General features: G+C 43.5%; 18 protein-coding genes and 1 riboswitch. Of the genes, 8 read left to right on the plus strand and 10 right to left on the minus strand.

What is annotated here, in order from left to right:
- Positions 1-14 precede the first annotated feature (14 nt).
- Both Vt282_RS19050 and Vt282_RS19055 read right to left on the minus strand, forming a co-directional pair.
- Complete coding sequence (locus Vt282_RS19050) at positions 15-503, minus strand: GNAT family N-acetyltransferase (protein WP_232055231.1); 489 nt, start codon at positions 501-503, stop codon at positions 15-17.
- Positions 504-616: 113 nt separating this feature from the next.
- Positions 617-1,018, minus strand: a complete 402-nt coding sequence (locus Vt282_RS19055) for a putative signal transducing protein (protein WP_162064411.1) — start codon at positions 1,016-1,018, stop codon at positions 617-619.
- A gap of 210 nt (positions 1,019-1,228) precedes the next feature.
- Between Vt282_RS19055 and Vt282_RS19060 the strand changes: the two genes are divergently transcribed.
- Genes Vt282_RS19060 through efeB form a run of 5 tightly spaced genes read left to right on the plus strand, consistent with a single transcriptional unit; the run spans position 1,229 to position 5,193 of the window.
- The gene (locus Vt282_RS19060) at positions 1,229-1,783 is read left to right on the plus strand and encodes an iron transporter (RefSeq protein WP_162064412.1); all 555 of its coding nucleotides are present in this window, start codon (positions 1,229-1,231) and stop codon (positions 1,781-1,783) included.
- Positions 1,731-2,192 carry a cupredoxin domain-containing protein gene (locus tag Vt282_RS19065; RefSeq protein WP_162064413.1) on the plus strand — a complete coding sequence of 154 codons (462 nt, stop codon included), beginning with the start codon at positions 1,731-1,733 and terminating at the stop codon, positions 2,190-2,192. Before Vt282_RS19060 ends, Vt282_RS19065 begins: the two co-directional genes overlap by 53 nt.
- On the plus strand, positions 2,192-3,034 hold the full coding sequence (locus tag Vt282_RS19070; RefSeq protein WP_162064414.1) for an FTR1 family iron permease: 843 nt from the start codon (positions 2,192-2,194) through the stop codon (positions 3,032-3,034). Before Vt282_RS19065 ends, Vt282_RS19070 begins: the two co-directional genes overlap by 1 nt.
- Entirely contained in the window at positions 3,018-3,914 is an 897-nt protein-coding gene (locus tag Vt282_RS19075; RefSeq protein ID WP_162064415.1) for an EfeM/EfeO family lipoprotein, read from the plus strand. The genes Vt282_RS19070 and Vt282_RS19075 overlap by 17 nt, the downstream gene beginning before the upstream one ends.
- A gap of 10 nt (positions 3,915-3,924) precedes the next feature.
- A complete protein-coding gene (gene efeB, locus Vt282_RS19080) occupies positions 3,925-5,193 on the plus strand; it encodes an iron uptake transporter deferrochelatase/peroxidase subunit (protein WP_162064416.1) in 1,269 nt (422 codons plus the stop codon).
- 84 nt (positions 5,194-5,277) lie between these two features.
- Here efeB and Vt282_RS19085 read toward each other — a convergent pair whose 3' ends face one another.
- From Vt282_RS19085 to Vt282_RS19095, 3 genes are all read right to left on the minus strand, one after another.
- A complete protein-coding gene (locus tag Vt282_RS19085; RefSeq protein WP_162064417.1) occupies positions 5,278-5,934 on the minus strand; it encodes an inorganic diphosphatase in 657 nt (218 codons plus the stop codon).
- Between the two features lie 305 nt (positions 5,935-6,239).
- Complete coding sequence (locus Vt282_RS19090) at positions 6,240-6,509, minus strand: hypothetical protein (RefSeq protein WP_162048483.1); 270 nt, start codon at positions 6,507-6,509, stop codon at positions 6,240-6,242.
- A gap of 41 nt (positions 6,510-6,550) precedes the next feature.
- Positions 6,551-7,924 (minus strand): MFS transporter, encoded by a 1,374-nt coding sequence (locus Vt282_RS19095; protein WP_162064418.1) that lies wholly within the window; start codon positions 7,922-7,924, stop codon positions 6,551-6,553.
- Positions 7,925-8,016: 92 nt separating this feature from the next.
- Between Vt282_RS19095 and Vt282_RS19100 the strand changes: the two genes are divergently transcribed.
- A complete protein-coding gene (locus tag Vt282_RS19100) occupies positions 8,017-8,805 on the plus strand; it encodes an AraC family transcriptional regulator (protein WP_162064419.1) in 789 nt (262 codons plus the stop codon).
- Positions 8,806-8,944: 139 nt separating this feature from the next.
- A complete protein-coding gene (locus tag Vt282_RS19105) occupies positions 8,945-9,205 on the plus strand; it encodes a hypothetical protein (protein WP_162048486.1) in 261 nt (86 codons plus the stop codon).
- 88 nt (positions 9,206-9,293) lie between these two features.
- Here Vt282_RS19105 and Vt282_RS19110 read toward each other — a convergent pair whose 3' ends face one another.
- Entirely contained in the window at positions 9,294-10,130 is an 837-nt protein-coding gene (locus tag Vt282_RS19110; RefSeq protein ID WP_162064420.1) for a GNAT family N-acetyltransferase, read from the minus strand.
- A 255-nt stretch (positions 10,131-10,385) separates the two neighbouring features.
- The gene (gene ribB, locus Vt282_RS19115; protein WP_162064421.1) at positions 10,386-11,042 is read right to left on the minus strand and encodes a 3,4-dihydroxy-2-butanone-4-phosphate synthase; all 657 of its coding nucleotides are present in this window, start codon (positions 11,040-11,042) and stop codon (positions 10,386-10,388) included.
- 108 nt (positions 11,043-11,150) lie between these two features.
- A riboswitch (FMN riboswitch) is annotated at positions 11,151-11,312 on the minus strand.
- Between the two features lie 495 nt (positions 11,313-11,807).
- Here ribB and Vt282_RS19120 point away from each other — a divergent pair.
- The gene (locus Vt282_RS19120) at positions 11,808-12,023 is read left to right on the plus strand and encodes a hypothetical protein (protein ID WP_162064422.1); all 216 of its coding nucleotides are present in this window, start codon (positions 11,808-11,810) and stop codon (positions 12,021-12,023) included.
- Between the two features lie 361 nt (positions 12,024-12,384).
- Here the strand turns inward: Vt282_RS19120 and Vt282_RS19125 are convergent, their stop codons facing one another.
- From Vt282_RS19125 to Vt282_RS19135, 3 genes are all read right to left on the minus strand, one after another.
- Positions 12,385-12,672, minus strand: coding sequence for a SemiSWEET transporter (locus Vt282_RS19125; protein WP_174855851.1), 288 nt, complete (start codon positions 12,670-12,672; stop codon positions 12,385-12,387).
- 57 nt (positions 12,673-12,729) lie between these two features.
- The gene (locus Vt282_RS19130) at positions 12,730-14,067 is read right to left on the minus strand and encodes a 6-phospho-alpha-glucosidase (RefSeq protein ID WP_162064424.1); all 1,338 of its coding nucleotides are present in this window, start codon (positions 14,065-14,067) and stop codon (positions 12,730-12,732) included.
- Positions 14,068-14,150: 83 nt separating this feature from the next.
- Positions 14,151-15,776, minus strand: coding sequence for an alpha-glucoside-specific PTS transporter subunit IIBC (locus tag Vt282_RS19135; protein WP_162064425.1), 1,626 nt, complete (start codon positions 15,774-15,776; stop codon positions 14,151-14,153).

Here is a 15,776-nt window from a genome sequence, read left to right on the forward strand (position 1 = left end):
CATCTTATTTTTTATTAATTCGACAACTGCATTTCCATCAGGGAGGCATCATCGCCATAGGTGGAGCTGACATCATTGCTGTCTAGTGGTGCAAAGCCGAGGCTAGACCAATAACTGCTAGAGCCTTGTACCGCAACTAGGTTTATCCTTTTAACACCTTGTCGTTGAGTGAATTCGAACACCTTCTTTGTCAGTAATCGCCCCACCCCTTTACCTTGGGCTTTGCTGCTCACTGCCATATCATGGATGAAATGTTGATGTTGACCGCTTACTTTTGTAAGAGGCTGAAATAGCTTAGGTGGCGTTGGACTATCCCAAGGATGAGAAAGTAAGTAACCCGCAATCTCTCCATCTTTTGACTCACAGACAAAGCAGGTCTTGGGAGAGACAAGGCTTTTACTTTTTAGTACGTCGATACTTTCAACCACACCATCATGGTAGGCTTCTGCCTGAATTTTGATTATCGAATCCCAATCAGACTCAACCACCGCCCTAACTTTCAAATTACACCTCAAATCAAATTGTTATTTCAATAAACGCTACTTGTTAGTGATAATGCCCGCTTTGGTATTTTATCTCAATTTAAATCAAAAGCTTAAACTTGAATCATGAACATTCAAAGCTTCTCAATAAACTCTTCACATTGATTGCATTTATAACCATGCTTGTAAAAAAACAAAGGGAAACCAAGCAGAATAAAGACTAAAAACGCTGAGCGCTTTCCTTTCGTATAGGCGACTAGGTCATGGCTACCGCATTTTGGGCAAACTTCACTACGCTCTGCTTCGGGCATCTCGTTATCAACATCTTGTGAGAAGTCACTGCTTAAGATTTGTAGCGCTTGTTCAGCATCACGATCAGCAACCATCAAACGCACACCACCGATGGCGTTAGAGTATAACCATTGGGTATTAACGGTGTGCTCATCTGCAATATAGCTCTCTATTCCGGCACTCTCTAAACTCGCTTTTGCGATATGTGCTTCATGAGGAAATGAGTATCTTGCTACCACAATCATGCGTAACTCCTTCTCTCTTCAATCTCAAGAATTCCTATTTGACTCACTATAGTGCTGCGATTGTCATTACACCAAAGCTGAATATTACTCTAATGCTAATTTAAGAAAACTTAGTTTTCACTAAATTGGAGCATATCATTAACATTTTATGTTGTAACGATAATGGTTATCAGTAAGATTCTCGACATCAGTCGATAATGGAATAACATAATGAAAAAAGCTCAACTTGCTCTGCTCACCACTATGGTTTTAGGTTCAACTTCTGTTCTTGCGCAAGAGTACCCTCTTGGTCAACCAACAATCAAAGACGGCATGGAAATTCAAGGTGTATACCTTCAGCCAATCACTATGGATATGGATGGTATGACCCACATGCACAATTTATCAGCTAAAGAGTCTGATGTTCACCTAGAAGCCGACATTCACGCCGTAGAAGAGAACCCTAACGGCTTTGCCGAAGGTGCGTGGATCCCTTACCTAACCATCAAGTATTCAGTGGATAAACTGGGTGACAAAAAAGCGGCACAAACAGGCGAATTTATGCCGATGGTTGCCAGCGATGGTCCTCACTATGGCAAAAACATCAAACTCGATGGCAATGGTAAATACAAAGTAACCTTTACCATTTACCCGCCTTCATACAACAAAAACGTCGGATTTGGTCGCCATATCGATAAAGAAACTGGTGTGGCACCTTGGTTCAAGCCATTCGATGTCACTTGGGAATTTAACTACGCCGGCGTTGGCCGCAAAGGTAGTTACTAACTCACCGATTGTAATAATTTGGGGCATCAGCCCCTTTGTATCCACATCTCACGATATCGCCCATGAAAAATCGCTCATCTTTGTTATTGCCGCCTTATGCACTATGTCCTCCCTGTCAGTGTTGGCCGCAGAAAAATTCACCACGCAATTGCAAATGAAAAATGGCCAATTGATCCCACAAGTTTTAGACGTTCCAACGGGAAAAATCATTCGCATAAAAGTCTCCAACATTGGTAATCAACCTGCTGAATTTGAAAGTACCCAACTACGTAGAGAAAAGGTTCTTGCGCCGGGCGCTCATTCGGTGGTCGTCATTGCTCCCCTACGTGCTGGCACTTACACCTTCTTTGATGATTTTCACCTTGATCTTCCAGCAGGAAAAATCATCGCTAAAGAGCGAGTAGAATAATGGGACAAGTCGCATTTGTTATTTGGCGTGAGAGCATTGAAGCGCTGCTGCTGATCAGCATTATCTTTGCGTGGATTAAACAAAATGATGACAGCCAACAAGGCATGAAATATCTATGGTATGGCGTAGGATTTGGCTGCGGCGTATCGGTGTTGCTGGCCTCTGCTATCTATGGAGTTTTCAACATTCTTGGGGATACCGAGCAATCCATCTTTATGATCGGGATGGAGTTTATCGCCTGCATATTAATTGTCCAAATGGTGTGTTGGATGAATAGTCGAGGCAGAATGTTAAAGTCCGAGCTTGAATCCGGCCTTAGCGAACAAACCAAACATCGCAGTTGGTGGGGCGTCACCTTGATCGTGGCCATTGCCATTGCCCGTGAAGGCAGTGAAATCGTGGTATTTCTCTCCAGCTTTATCATGACGCTCAACTCAAACAATGCGGCAGAATTTTTTACTGAAGTGTTTACTGGTATCGCACTTGCCGCACTGACTATCTATCTGTTCTCTCTGTTTAAGCGCTTTATTCCATGGAAAATTTTCTTCAACATCACCGGCATCATTTTGCTTTTCCTTGCACTATCTCTATTGCTTAGAGGGGTTGAAGAAAGCATTAACTTGCTGATTGAATATGATTATTCCGTGCCCGATTTTCTTTACCTACCGGCTTGGAATACTACCGCAATAATTGATGACTCAACCGTGTTTGGCAACTTACTAGCGTCATTCTTTGCTTATCGTTCGCAACCGATATGGCTCAGCGTCATTACCTTTGTGCTGTACTGGATCGCTGTCGGTTCACTGATGGTTTTCGGAGGGAAAAATGAACAGCAAAACTAAACCATTTCTGACCGCTAGTTGCCTACTATTAAGCCTAATAGTCAGCGCATCAGTCAGTGCAAAAGCATTACGTTCTCCGGTTCAAACCGGAGATGACATTATTGTGGCCAGAGGTGATATACCAACACCAGCGAAATACCATCAAGCGACTCAAGCCGTATTGGCGTACGCAAGTCAAAATGTGGCCTCAATTATCTCGCGGCTTAATCAGCTTAACGCTGCTTTAAGCAGTGGTGATTTATCCCAAGCTCAGCAGCTCTACGTACAAGCTCACCAACACTATGAGCAGATTCGCCCTATCATACGGCTGTTTGGCCATACCGATCGCATCATTAACTCCCGTGCAAGCGACTTCCTGCAAGGAACATCGGATTATCGGTTTAAAGGCTTTCACCTAGTTGAATACTTGCTTTTTGACAGTAAAAACCTGCCTGCGGCAAAAGATGCGGTCGACGAGCTGTTGATGTACACCAAAGATCTCAAACAGCGTATCGCACAAGAGCAGATTGAAATTCCTAAACTGGTGCAATCATCAGCCGATTTCATTGAAATGGCGATTGAGGTCAAGCTCGCTGGCAAGGAAAACCTCTACAGTCGCTCAGACATTGCTGATATGGCGGCCAATGTGGCAGGTTCTCAACATATTATTGAACAAATATCGGCCTTTATTCCGCCATCGGTCCTAAAGCCAATTGACCGTCACTACCAACAAATCAATGCAATTTTGGCGCATTACCTAACACCAAAGGGTCACTACAAAACCTTTGAAGCGCTAACCGCACATGACAAGAAAAAGCTCTATTCCCTATTGTCACAACAAGCCGACTTACTGGCGACACTAAGAGCCACATTAGACGTTGATGTCTATTTCAAGTTTTAGGCGAAATATAATGAAAAATACGCAAAATTCGGCAAAATCAGCGGTGTCTCGCCGTAACGTTCTTAAAGCGATTGCTGCAAGTGGCGCAGCATTAACCCTCCCAAGTATGGCAGCATCGGGAGCAAATCAGTGCCATGACTACGCAAAAGTGATCAAGTTCAACGGTTTACATCAAGCAGGCGTAATCACCAAAGAGCAAAAGGATGCGTCTTTCATTGCCTTTGATGTCACCACAGAAAGCCTGGATGAGCTTGAACAGTGCTTTAAAATCCTCACTGACCGTATCGCCTATTTAACGCAAGCTCATGCCATTACACCGAACACTAACGACAAACTACCCCCTCGTGAATCGGGTATTTTAGGCAGTTACTTAAAACCTGATGCCCTGACCATTACCGTGGCACTCGGTGACAGTTTGTTTGATTCTCGTTTTGGCCTCAGTACATTCAAACCTAAGCATTTGGTTGAAATGAAAAGTTTTCCGAATGATCAATTAGAACAAGATTGGTGCGGCGGCGACATCACACTACAAATCTGTGCCAACAGCCCAGAAAGCGTGATTTATGCTCTACGTGATATTATTCGCCACACCAATCCTTACCTTGTTCCGGTTTGGAAAATGGATGGGTTTCTACCATCACGCAATATTGATAACCAATCAACACCCATCAACTTATTTGGTTTTAAAGACGGCACTGGCAATGCACCTAGTGACAACACCCAACTTATGGACGATATCGTTTGGGTAACCGATGATGACAAAGACCAACCGTGGTGTGTAGGTGGCAGCTATCAGGCCATCCGCTTGATTCGCTTTAATCTCGAATTTTGGGACCGCACACCACTAGAAGATCAAGAAAATGACTTTGGTCGTCATAAAGTGAGTGGAGCGCCTATCGGGATGAAAAATGAGCAAGACTCACCTGAGTTTGCTAAAGATCCTCACGGTGATCGTATTTTGTTTGATTCTCACATGCGCCGAGCGGAGCCGCGCAACCCACATCGCCATACCGCCGAGCTTCGTCGCCGAAGCTATAGCTATTCACTTGGGGTAAGCAATACTGGTGCATTGGATATGGGGCTGATTTTTGTTTGCTATCAGCAAAACCTCAAAACCGGCTTTATCGACACGCAAAAACGCCTCAATGGCGAACCGTTGGAACGCTATGTCAAACCTTTCGGCGGCGGTTATTATTTTGTACTACCGGGTTTAGATAACAAGCAAACCTATTTGGCGAGCCAGCTATTTGCTTTAGCCAAGCACAAACCATTAGGATAAGAGCAGTCACGTCACTTTGATCAAAAAAGGTCGCTTTGATAGCGACCTTTTATTCATCAATAGCTTAGCAATTTAGCATCAAACTTATGGTTTATAGTGCTTAATTGCTTGCTCAAGAACGTTGCTCGCTTCTTTACTTGTCATTACGCCTTCAACTTCGATTCCGCCGTCAATGCCTTTGTAGTTAGCAAACCACGTTTGCGCAATTTCAACCACTCCTGGGTAGTTTTTCTGAAGCACTTCAATCGACTCAACGTCTTTAAATGGTGATTGTTCGACCACAGGCACTGCAATCAACTTGTCATCTTGCTCACCACCGTCGAGCATTTTCAAGCCGCCAATCACACGCACTGGCACTACGCTACCGCGCTCTAAAGCCGCACCCAGCACGAGAATATCGAGAGGGTCACCGTCGCCACCTAAAGATTTTGGCAACGCTGTGCTTGGAATCGTGCCGTAGTTACCTGGGTAGCCAAGGTACTGAACAATACGCGGTTGGCCATTTTTAAATTCCCAGTTGATAATTGAGCTATCGTTTTTGCTCACTTCCCACTTTTCATTACTTCCGGCTGGGATTTCAATAATCGCATTAACCGTACCATTATCATTCTTGCTCGGAATATCGGCGAGATAGTCAAAGTCCGCTTTGATTGTGTAGGTATCAACCTGATCAAAATCATTTGCCGCCATAACAGATGCTGACGCTAATAAAATACTTGTCAATAATAGTGATTTTTTCATTTTAATTTCCATGTCAAAAACAAACGTATCTTTGATTGATTTCATTAAGACTAAATGAAAGATTTATGTACTTTTAAGAACCTGCACGAGTGAGATGTACTGACTGTTTATCCCATGCTAGTCCAGCGAATGTTTCATTCGCGGAGTTATTCTAACTCGGTGCAAATTTCATATTCATGGCAGAAAATCACAATAACAATGCGGCTGGTTATATTAATTAAGGTTACGTAAAGAAGTACGTTAGGCCTCGCAAATTAGAATTAATATTTGACTGAAAACGGTTTGTGTTATTGCGTCAAAAATGCTTATTTATCGGGCATACCTTCGATTTTAATGCCATCAGCAAGAATGCAATCTCGAGCTTGCATTAACATGGCAAACGCCTCTTCAAACTCCCCTTCTTTAGCATTAGCAATCTTATTTGCAGCTTGGGGAAATTGGCATTTTTTGACAATTTCATCTTGTACACTAATAGGGACTAATTCCCCATTCGGATAAAACCACTTGGGGGCTTCGTGAGCCAATGTCTGAAAACTCACCACACTCAACAAAGCCATTTTTATCACGTTATGCATAACAACATCCATGTAATCTAACAACGAACCCACAAATGGGATTAACCATGTTCTGGTTTCGTCAATTGCTCATCCACTAATACATTAGCCTGGCTTTGTTGCTCTGCGAGTTGCAGCTTCAACTTTTTAACCTCAGCACGCAAGCGCACCAATTCTTCTTTATGAGTTTCGTTCGGCTTAATCGCAAACTCATGAGCATCACCTTGGCGATCAATAATATATGGGCGACCCGCTTTGGTTGCTAACACACCCCACACTAAACATAACACCAAACACATCATCATTGATGCATCCCAACTCCCGGTATAAGTATGCAATGCGCCAAAGCTAATCGGACCAAATGCCGCTAATAAATAACCGACAAACTGAGCCATGCCTGACAATGCAGCGGCTTGAGGAGCGTCATGAGTCCGAATACCAACAAATGATAAACCAAGAATAAAGCCACCACCGAAGCTAAAACCAAACAACAAAATCCATACGGCAGCCAGTTTAGGGAACAACATCAAACCGCTAATACCGATCAACGAAAAAGCGGCCATTAAAAGGCATAACCCACGCTTATCTTTAAATTTTGCCATCAAAGGAATCAAAGCCAACGCAGGAATTGCGGTCGCAAATTGCATCAAACCATGCAAAAAGCCTGCTTGTTGTTCGGAATAGCCTTTATCGATTAATACACTCGGCAGCCACGCCAAAAAGATATACATAATAAAGGAGTTAATGCCGAGAAAAAATGAGACCTGCCAAGCCGCTTTTGTGCGCCATAAATAACTATGGCTATCGAGTTGCGCGGTGTCTTTCGTTGGTTTGGTTGAAAGCTTAACTTGTGGCAGCCAAACTAGCATCGCCACCACAATCGAAACGATGACCGATAGTAAAGAAAAACCCCAATCAGGAATCAATGTTATGCCGGCACTCTTTGCTGAGTTTGCTAATGGAATAGAAATACTCGCAACCACCGTTGAGCCTATCCCCATGATAAGAACATACAATGCGGTTAACGTGGGCAGATGGTTGGGAAAATCACGCTTTAACAAACTCGGTAGCAGGACATTACCGATTGCAATCCCAACTCCAATAACCACTGTGCCCGCAAAGAGCATACTCGCAGAACCTTGAGATCGCGCAACAACACCGATAAATAACGCCACCAATGCCAACATCAACGAAATCTCTAACCCGAGCTTTTGCGCCATTTTGGTTGCCAGTGGTGAACAAAAAGCAAAGGCTAATAGCGGCAGTGTCGTTAACATACCTGCTTGAGTCGCGTTTAAATTCAAATCATGAGTCACCCAATCAATGACTGGGCCAATGCTCGCTAGGGGGCTTCTAAGGTTCGCTGCAATCAATAAAATGCCAAGGATAATCAGTCCTCTACCCGCAACACGCATGTTTCTTTTTTCGTGTATCATCTACCTCTCCTCAATGGTCGGCTCCATTATAGTGATCTACATCTCGGAAAATTGGTGTATATTGACAAAAAACATCGCAAAACGGTCAAACCATGGAGATACCTAACCTACTGGATGATTTTGACTCCGATAACTTCACGCAATCGGTCGTCGCACATCGTGTCAGTTCAAACATTCAGGCTTTAGAAACTGTCTATCATCGCCATGAAAAAGGTCAGCTTGTTATGCCATTAACTGGCTGCGTGACTTGCACCATTGATGATGCAATATGGATGGTGCCGACCAATTGTGCCGTCTGGATTCCTAGCCAAGTCGCACATAGCAATCTCATCACCAGTAATACTGATGTGTGCATGCTATTTGTTGACCCTGCGGTAAAAGATATTCCGACACAAAGCTGCACCATTGCGGTTTCACCTCTACTACGAGAAACCATCATTCGACTTGCGGCCAGCGACCAAGACTATCAGCCAGAGAGTCGAACTGCTCGTTTGGTTTCAGTATTAATCGATGAACTGGTTTCCATGCCTGAAGAGCATTATGACTTTCCGATTCCTAGTGAACCAAGGCTAAATCGCATCGCGCAAGCCATGTTAGCCAAGCCTCATGAGCGGCATTGTGTTGATTACTGGGCCAAACGTTATGCGATGAGTGAACGCACACTCACTCGGTTAATTAAGCAAGAACTCGGGATCAGTTTCAGTCATTGGCGCCGTCAACTAGATATTGTGCTATCGCTGAAAAAGCTCTCAGCCGATACACCAGTGCAACGTATCGCCGAAGACCTTGGCTATGAATCGGTGAGTGCCTATATTCACTTTTTTAAGAAAAATTTAGGTTTGCCACCTAAACAATATATTAAGCAGCATTTTTCACACTAAATTGAACAGCTCCGTTTAGAAAGGCGTTCATTAAACCGCCAGTCAGCATCTTAAATTACTGAAATATGGGCAAAGTCACTGAAAACAGAACGTCATTCCATTATTTTCCGTGCGCAATTTATACTTGGAATTTAATAAAATGATGAAAGCTCTTTTCGCGGTTTCGACTCTACTTGCTCTGACCGCATGTTCTGGCGCTAACGTAACCAGCCAAATGCGTGATTTTGACAACACTAGCCCAGAAAAAATGCTACGTTGCGTAACCGTTGAAACTAACGATTCTGACACGAATGAAGAATTAGCAGCCTACGATGGTTGGTCATTGGTTTACGCTTCTGAATACACCACTGACAACAAATCAACCACAGAGCTAACCATGTGCTTTGAGAAAGCAATGTAATCATTACATTGCTTAGTAAGTTCAGACTAAGGCATCCTATTAGGGTGCCTTTTATTTATCTGCCGTCAAACAGCACTATGCTTACCTGCTAAACCAATCTCAACTCATAAAATGGCAATTCAAGCGTAGGCTCAAAACCTAATTTCTGTGCCAAGTTGAATGATCCTTTATTGCCCTTACGACAAGACCAGATAGGCTCCAATTGATTTTCGAACGCATGCTCAATCAATCTGGCGGTAATAATTGAACCAAAGCCGCGATTTCGATGTTGTGAATCCGTTTCCATCCCCAGTTCTAGTTTGCCATCCATTAAAAACGCAGCAAAAGACGTTGCGACATTTACGTCATCCACTTTTAGCGAAAAACCAATACTGCGAGTGAAAAACTCGTCAGCATTGTTCCAAAATCTTGCGGGTATTACACTGCCTTGAATACGGCCAAACGCCACCTTATCGACTGCGACACAATTAAAGTCATCGAGTTGGATTTCTGATCGATACTGCTGGTATTTGTTGCGATCAAACGCAAAGTTAACTCGAACATGTTTCACGACTTTCGCGTGAGCATCAAGAGGGAGATCATTGGCATCTAACTCGGATAACTTATTGTCAAAGCACTCCTCAACACGGCGCTGGAGCTCTGCCGGAAATACTTGCAACCATTCCGTTTGCTCTCGAGTTCCGCATGTCCCCAGGCAATAATGCTTTAAGTCATTATTTAGAAATTCATCGCTGACTTTACCAAATAACAGAGACATACCGTAAGGATGCACGATATAGAAAGCTTGCGGTAAACTTATATCATCGGTGTAAACCTTACCGGTAACATGATGAAGCAAAACAGCTTTGGCAAAGAGATGGTTTACTTCAACCGATTTGAGCGCAGACAAGGCTATGGAATATTGCTCTGGAGGTAATACTTTCAACGGGCATTCTCTTTAGTTTGATTGGAAAGAAATTCTTTTCTACTTCAATCACGAAAATATGAAAACACCACTGAGAATAATATTAGTTATATTGGAGTCAGCTCGCGTTTTTAGTAAAAAAATTGTCCACCAGCGGTGAATAAGTGGAAACAGTCAGCACAAAAAAGCATCTCGAAAGATGCTTTTAGTATCGATGAACAATTTCTAAATCCGCAGATTCACGATGTCATAACTGCCAATGTATTAACAATCGGATTAAGCCGTTTTCTGCAGACTTTGCATGCGGTACTGAACGATATCTTCAATCGTTAACACTGGCATACCATGTGCTTTCGCAAAGGTGACGATTTCAGGCGTTTTTGCCATGGTGCCATCAGGATTGGTCAATTCACACAACAGACCTGCTGGCTGCAAACCTGCCAACGTCACCAAATCAATGGTACCTTCAGTATGACCGCGGCGTGTCAACACTCCACCATCTCGAGCACGCAGTGGGAACACATGACCTGGTCGAGCTAAATCACTTGCCTTCGCATCAGCAGCAATTGCCGTTTTTACTGTCGTAACGCGATCTTGCGCCGATACGCCAGTCGTCACACCTTTTTTCGCTTCAATCGTAACAGTAAACCCTGTTTGATTAACGCTGTCGTTGTTTTCGACCATTGGCGGCAATTCTAGTTGATTGGCACGTTCTTCAGTAAGACATAAGCACACAATGCCGCTACATTCACGGATCATCAAGGCCATTTGCTGCGCAGTTAAATGCTCGGCTGAGTAGATGATATCGCCTTCGTTTTCACGATCTTCATCGTCAAGCAGCATAACGCCTTGACCATTTTGTAGCGCTTCAATCGCTTTATTTACGCGAGTAATTGGGTCGCCGAATTCGGCAAGAAGTGATGTCTGATTCATGGTTAACTCCAAAATAATTACCAGAATCAGGGCTCATTTTGAGGGATAGAACACAATGCAAAATGCACCAGCGCACAACGGACAAAACCCGCTTAACTCTGGTGTGTTACTCATTCTCTCTCATCCGGACTCTAACCGTCGGCTCTGGCTTCTCACCAGATCTGCTGACCTCGAAAAATCGAGCGCTCGCGGGCTCATCTAGCTTCATCAATTTCCGACAAACCTAAATATACCGCCGGTAGGGAATTTCACCCTGCCCTGAGAATTACAGTTTTAATTGTTTACCTAAAATTAGGCGTTTAGAGGGTATTACATATCGAGACGGTTTGGAAACAGAAATTGAACTGTATCGTGAATTTAGACTGTTCTCACTGCCGCTGTTTCACTGGATATTGACACACTTCATTGTTGTTGAAATGCATATAAAACAACTTCCCAGATCGCCCTTTCGCTACCATAGAATCAATTCGGATCAATATCTAAAGGACTAATCATTATTTACCCCTAGCAGTTAAAACGCAGCAGGGATACACCATAAGGACATCTACCCATGAATCGAATCTCACTCACTCTATTATTGGGACTTGCCGTTTTAAGCGTCGGCTGTAGTTCAAATCGTAATGAGCCCGAAACCAAAATTAACGCGCGAACAAATGAAGCAGCAACTCGCAGAACAGCGAATTGCTAAAATTTGTCATAGTGTAGAAAACACCTCTGTGTTCCGGGAAATCTTAATCTTAAAACCTAGATACCGCTTTTGAACAGATGGTTGCAGAGCAATTTAAAGGCGTTTTTGAGCAGCAAGCTCTGGGCAATCCGGCCATGAAGAAATCGAAGTTTCTTTTCCCAGATGATGATTGGGTGTTCATCAACAGCACAAACTACGAACTGCCTGCGCAGATCAATATTGGCGATGAAGTATTTAAACAATACACATTGAGGAGATCCGCGAGCAAAGAATTACTCATTTTCTCGACATAACCAAGATTGAACAATATGGTCCTTCTTACTTATTTACATGGAATAGAGGTATGAGAGCAGCATTTGGTGAAACGGCTGTTGAATATCAAAATAATGATTATCGCGTCGAAAGTGTCACCTCCATCTGCTCTAGCTCAATGGGAAGAAACTATATGCGAGAAAATTTGCCGGAGTAACTTGCAAAGACTCAACCCAATTCGCTTACTACCTAAACATGTATCAAAGTGGCGATTGCGAGTACCAATCGAAACAATAAAAACAGAGCCTAAACGTAAAAAGCCAGATCGAAATCTGGCTTTGTGGCTTACCGATGAAGTTTACTTCACCTAATAATCTTTCTAGGGGGTGAAATCAGTGGTGACTAAGCACTGATAGGTGAAGCTTTTTTGCTACGCATAACATCACGTATCTTCAAGAGCAAAATGATACTGGCGAGCATGAAAGTAATCGCGTTCGCAATGATGATTGGCCAATCTTGCATGGCTAAGCCGTAAACAAGCCACAAAAACACGCCAAACACGAAGCAGCTATACATAGCTAAAGAAATCGAGTTGGTATCGCCCGTTTTTAGAATGTGGAGCACTTGCGGAACAAAAGAGCATGTGGTGCAAAAGGCGGCAATATAACCAAGCAATGTAATCTCAATCATCAACGTTTTCCTATAAAAAAAGCCCTGCTTTCACAGGGCAAAGATAGTCAATAACGCTTATTTCATTTCTACCCAGAAATCTTTGTTCGCTTCTAGTAGGTCATCAAGAATCGCTTTCGCTACAGAGGCACTTGGAATCGTTGCTGACAACGTCAGTGCTTGCCATAGTTTTTGCTTAGAACCTTCAACGTGCGCTTGAACAACCAATTTCTCAACCGATACTTGCTGGCTCATCATGCCTTTTTGGAACTCAGGAATTTCACCAATTTGTAGTGGTTTCGCACCGGTGTTATCCACGATACAAGGGATTTCAACCATTGCAGTTGGGTCAAAGTTAGCAATTGCACCGTTGTTTGGCACAATCAGTAACATGCGCTCTTTAGTGTTAAATGCAATTGCAGTCGCAAGGTCAACGATGTAAGACGCATGCTCTTCCACTTCGATAGTCGTATCGACTGCGGTACCTGCTGCAATAATGCGATGACACTCTGTGAATACTTCTTTCTCACGGCCTTCCATTACTTCGTTAGCACGCGTGAACTCTTTGTTTGAGTGCTCTACTACGTAATCTGGGTACATGTAGTATTTTAGGTACGTGTTTGGAATCGTTTCTGGGTCTAGCGCGTACACATCGCGAACTTTGATAAAGGTTTCTTTCCAAGATTCATCAGTGTGTTGCGTGCCATTCATTGCACTTGGTGGTAGGTAACCATACTCTTGGATGTATTCTTTGATGCGTGGCATCAAATCTTCACCTGTCTTCGCATCTTTAAACTCTTTCCACCAGCCAAAGTGGTTTAGACCGTAGTACATGATGTCGAACTGTTTGCGATCTTGGTAACCTAGAATCTCAGCGATACGCGTTTCAATACCGATTGGCATATCACAGATGTTGAGAACTTTTGAGTTAGGGCGCATTACTCGACAAGCTTCAGCAACGATAGCTGCTGGGTTTGAATAGTTAAGCATCCAAGCATTTGGCGAGTATTTTTCCATGTAATCGATCATCTCGATTACCGCTGGGATTGAACGTAGACCGTAAGCCATGCCGCCAGCGCCACAAGTCTCTTGACCTACACAGCCATGACGTAAAGGAATTTTCTCATCTTGCTCACGCATTGCGTATAGACCAGCACGAATGTGTGCCATACAGAAATCGATATCCGTAAACGCTTCTTCTGGATCTGTGGTGTAAGAGAATTCAATGTGTGGTGCACGTTCTTTAAGAAGAATCTTACATGCTTCCGCTACTGTCTCCTGACGTGCAGCGAAGTTGTCATAGAATTTCAGTTTACGAATTGGAAAACGGTCTTGGTTTTCTAGCAGCATCATTACGATACCTGGAGTAAAAGTTGAACCGCCGCCTGCAATAACTACTGAGAATTCTTTTTTCATAATATGCCTCTCTTATGTCGGGCGGCGTCTTCACCGCCCATTCGATATTTGTTTAAAAATTGATGTTTTATGTATTCTTTTGATTAACTAGCCGGAACTGGTGTTAGTTCGTCCACTTTTTGTTCTGCTTTGTAAACACTGACTATCTTTTCGCATTCCTCACGTAGTTGAGGGACGTTGAGACCGATGATGACTTGAACCGCATTACCGTTTTTAACCAAGTTCACCGCACCCGTGCTCATAAAGTATTCTGGAGATTCAACCTTGTTAGGATCTTTCACTGTCACACGTAAACGTGTTGCGCAGTTGCTTAGGTCTGCAATGTTTTCTACACCGCCCAAGCCTTGCATTGTTTCAACCGCTTGAACTTGCAGTGGGCTCGCACCTTGCGCATCTTTACCTGTGATACCGTGTTTTTTGTTGAAATCGTCTTTGGTGTGCAATTTCACTTCTGCTTCGCCACGGCCCGCAATTGGCACATTAAATTTGACGATGAGGTACTTAAATACGAAGAAGTAAATCGCTGTAAAACATAGACCAATCGCAATTTGTGTCACCACCATGCCGGTATGGTTGCCAAGGAGTGGAATCCAGTTACCTGTTGCAAACTCAATTAAACCACCACCCATGTTGCCCACTACGCCGAAGCTATACATCACCATTGCCATAGTGCCAGCTAAGATTGCGTGAACTGCAAATAGCCAAGGCGCAATAAATAGGAAGGTAAATTCTAGCGGTTCAGTGATACCAACTAGCACTGCAGTAAGCGTTGCTGGAATAAGCAGTGCGGCTACTTTTTTACGGTTCTCAGGTTTAGCGGTGAAGTACATTGCTAACGCAATACCCGTACAACCAAAGATTTTTGAGTTACCGTGCAATGCAAAGCCACCAGCCGGGAATAGATCTTTCATCGCTTGGCTAGATTGAGTGAACATTTCTAGGTTAGTGAACCAATCCACGGCAATACCATTTGGCGTTGCGATGTTGCCGTATACGAACGGAGCGTAAACAAAGTGGTGCAAGCCTGTTGGAATTAGGATTCGTTCAAGGAATGTGTACAACCACACACCGAATGAACCAGATTCAACCATAAACGTTTGCAGGCCTAAAATGCCGTGTTGAATTGTTGGCCATACATAAAGGGTTAACCAAGCCGCTGGCAGCATGGCGAAGAAAGAGATCATTGCTACAAAAGAAGCCCCTTGGAAAATACCGAGGTAAGCAGGTAGCTGTTTTTCAAACGTACGGTTATGAATCCAAGTCACTAGACCTGAAATAATGATTGCACCAAAAATACCGGTATCAATAGTTTTAATACCTGCGATTTCAGTCAGGCCTGACGTGCCGCCAATGGGTTGTGAAAAATCCACACCAAAGAACTCACCCCAGAAGCCACCCATCGCACCCACAAAGTAGTTAAAGGTTAGGTACGACACCATGACTACCATTACTGCTCGAGCGTGAGCGGTTTTTGCTAAACCAATTGGTAAACCAACGGCGAATAGCAGCGCCATGTTGCGGAAGATGGTCCAGCCACCCTCTTCAATGACTTGTAACACTTGATAATACAGACCGTTTTTATCAGCTAGGTCGCCAACAAAAACTGGGTTTTTAAGAACAATGGTCAATCCGACTAGTATCCCAACAAACGGGAACAGCAAGACCGGGGTAAACATTGCTCCGCCTAATCGTTGTATCGCACTCAACAT

Source organism: Vibrio taketomensis, from assembly GCF_009938165.1.
GTDB lineage: Bacteria > Pseudomonadota > Gammaproteobacteria > Enterobacterales > Vibrionaceae > Vibrio > Vibrio taketomensis.

Excerpts from the sequence above, each read along its gene's own strand:
- Vt282_RS19055 (WP_162064411.1), bottom strand. The coding sequence starts at position 1,018 with ATGATTGTGGTAGCAAGATACTCATTTCCTCATGAAGCACATATCGCA.
- Vt282_RS19095 (WP_162064418.1), bottom strand. The coding sequence starts at position 7,924 with ATGATACACGAAAAAAGAAACATGCGTGTTGCGGGTAGAGGACTGATT.
- Vt282_RS19090 (WP_162048483.1), bottom strand. The coding sequence starts at position 6,509 with ATGCATAACGTGATAAAAATGGCTTTGTTGAGTGTGGTGAGTTTTCAG.
- ribB (WP_162064421.1), bottom strand. The coding sequence starts at position 11,042 with ATGAATCAGACATCACTTCTTGCCGAATTCGGCGACCCAATTACTCGC.
- Vt282_RS19060 (WP_162064412.1), top strand. The coding sequence starts at position 1,229 with ATGAAAAAAGCTCAACTTGCTCTGCTCACCACTATGGTTTTAGGTTCA.
- Vt282_RS19130 (WP_162064424.1), bottom strand. The coding sequence starts at position 14,067 with ATGAAAAAAGAATTCTCAGTAGTTATTGCAGGCGGCGGTTCAACTTTT.
- Vt282_RS19085 (WP_162064417.1), bottom strand. The coding sequence starts at position 5,934 with ATGAAAAAATCACTATTATTGACAAGTATTTTATTAGCGTCAGCATCT.
- Vt282_RS19070 (WP_162064414.1), top strand. The coding sequence starts at position 2,192 with ATGGGACAAGTCGCATTTGTTATTTGGCGTGAGAGCATTGAAGCGCTG.
- Vt282_RS19105 (WP_162048486.1), top strand. The coding sequence starts at position 8,945 with ATGATGAAAGCTCTTTTCGCGGTTTCGACTCTACTTGCTCTGACCGCA.
- Vt282_RS19100 (WP_162064419.1), top strand. The coding sequence starts at position 8,017 with ATGGAGATACCTAACCTACTGGATGATTTTGACTCCGATAACTTCACG.
- efeB (WP_162064416.1), top strand. The coding sequence starts at position 3,925 with ATGAAAAATACGCAAAATTCGGCAAAATCAGCGGTGTCTCGCCGTAAC.
- Vt282_RS19075 (WP_162064415.1), top strand. The coding sequence starts at position 3,018 with ATGAACAGCAAAACTAAACCATTTCTGACCGCTAGTTGCCTACTATTA.
- Vt282_RS19135 (WP_162064425.1), bottom strand. The coding sequence starts at position 15,776 with ATGTTGAGTGCGATACAACGATTAGGCGGAGCAATGTTTACCCCGGTC.
- Vt282_RS19125 (WP_174855851.1), bottom strand. The coding sequence starts at position 12,672 with ATGATTGAGATTACATTGCTTGGTTATATTGCCGCCTTTTGCACCACA.
- Vt282_RS19065 (WP_162064413.1), top strand. The coding sequence starts at position 1,731 with ATGTCACTTGGGAATTTAACTACGCCGGCGTTGGCCGCAAAGGTAGTT.
- Vt282_RS19120 (WP_162064422.1), top strand. The coding sequence starts at position 11,808 with ATGGTTGCAGAGCAATTTAAAGGCGTTTTTGAGCAGCAAGCTCTGGGC.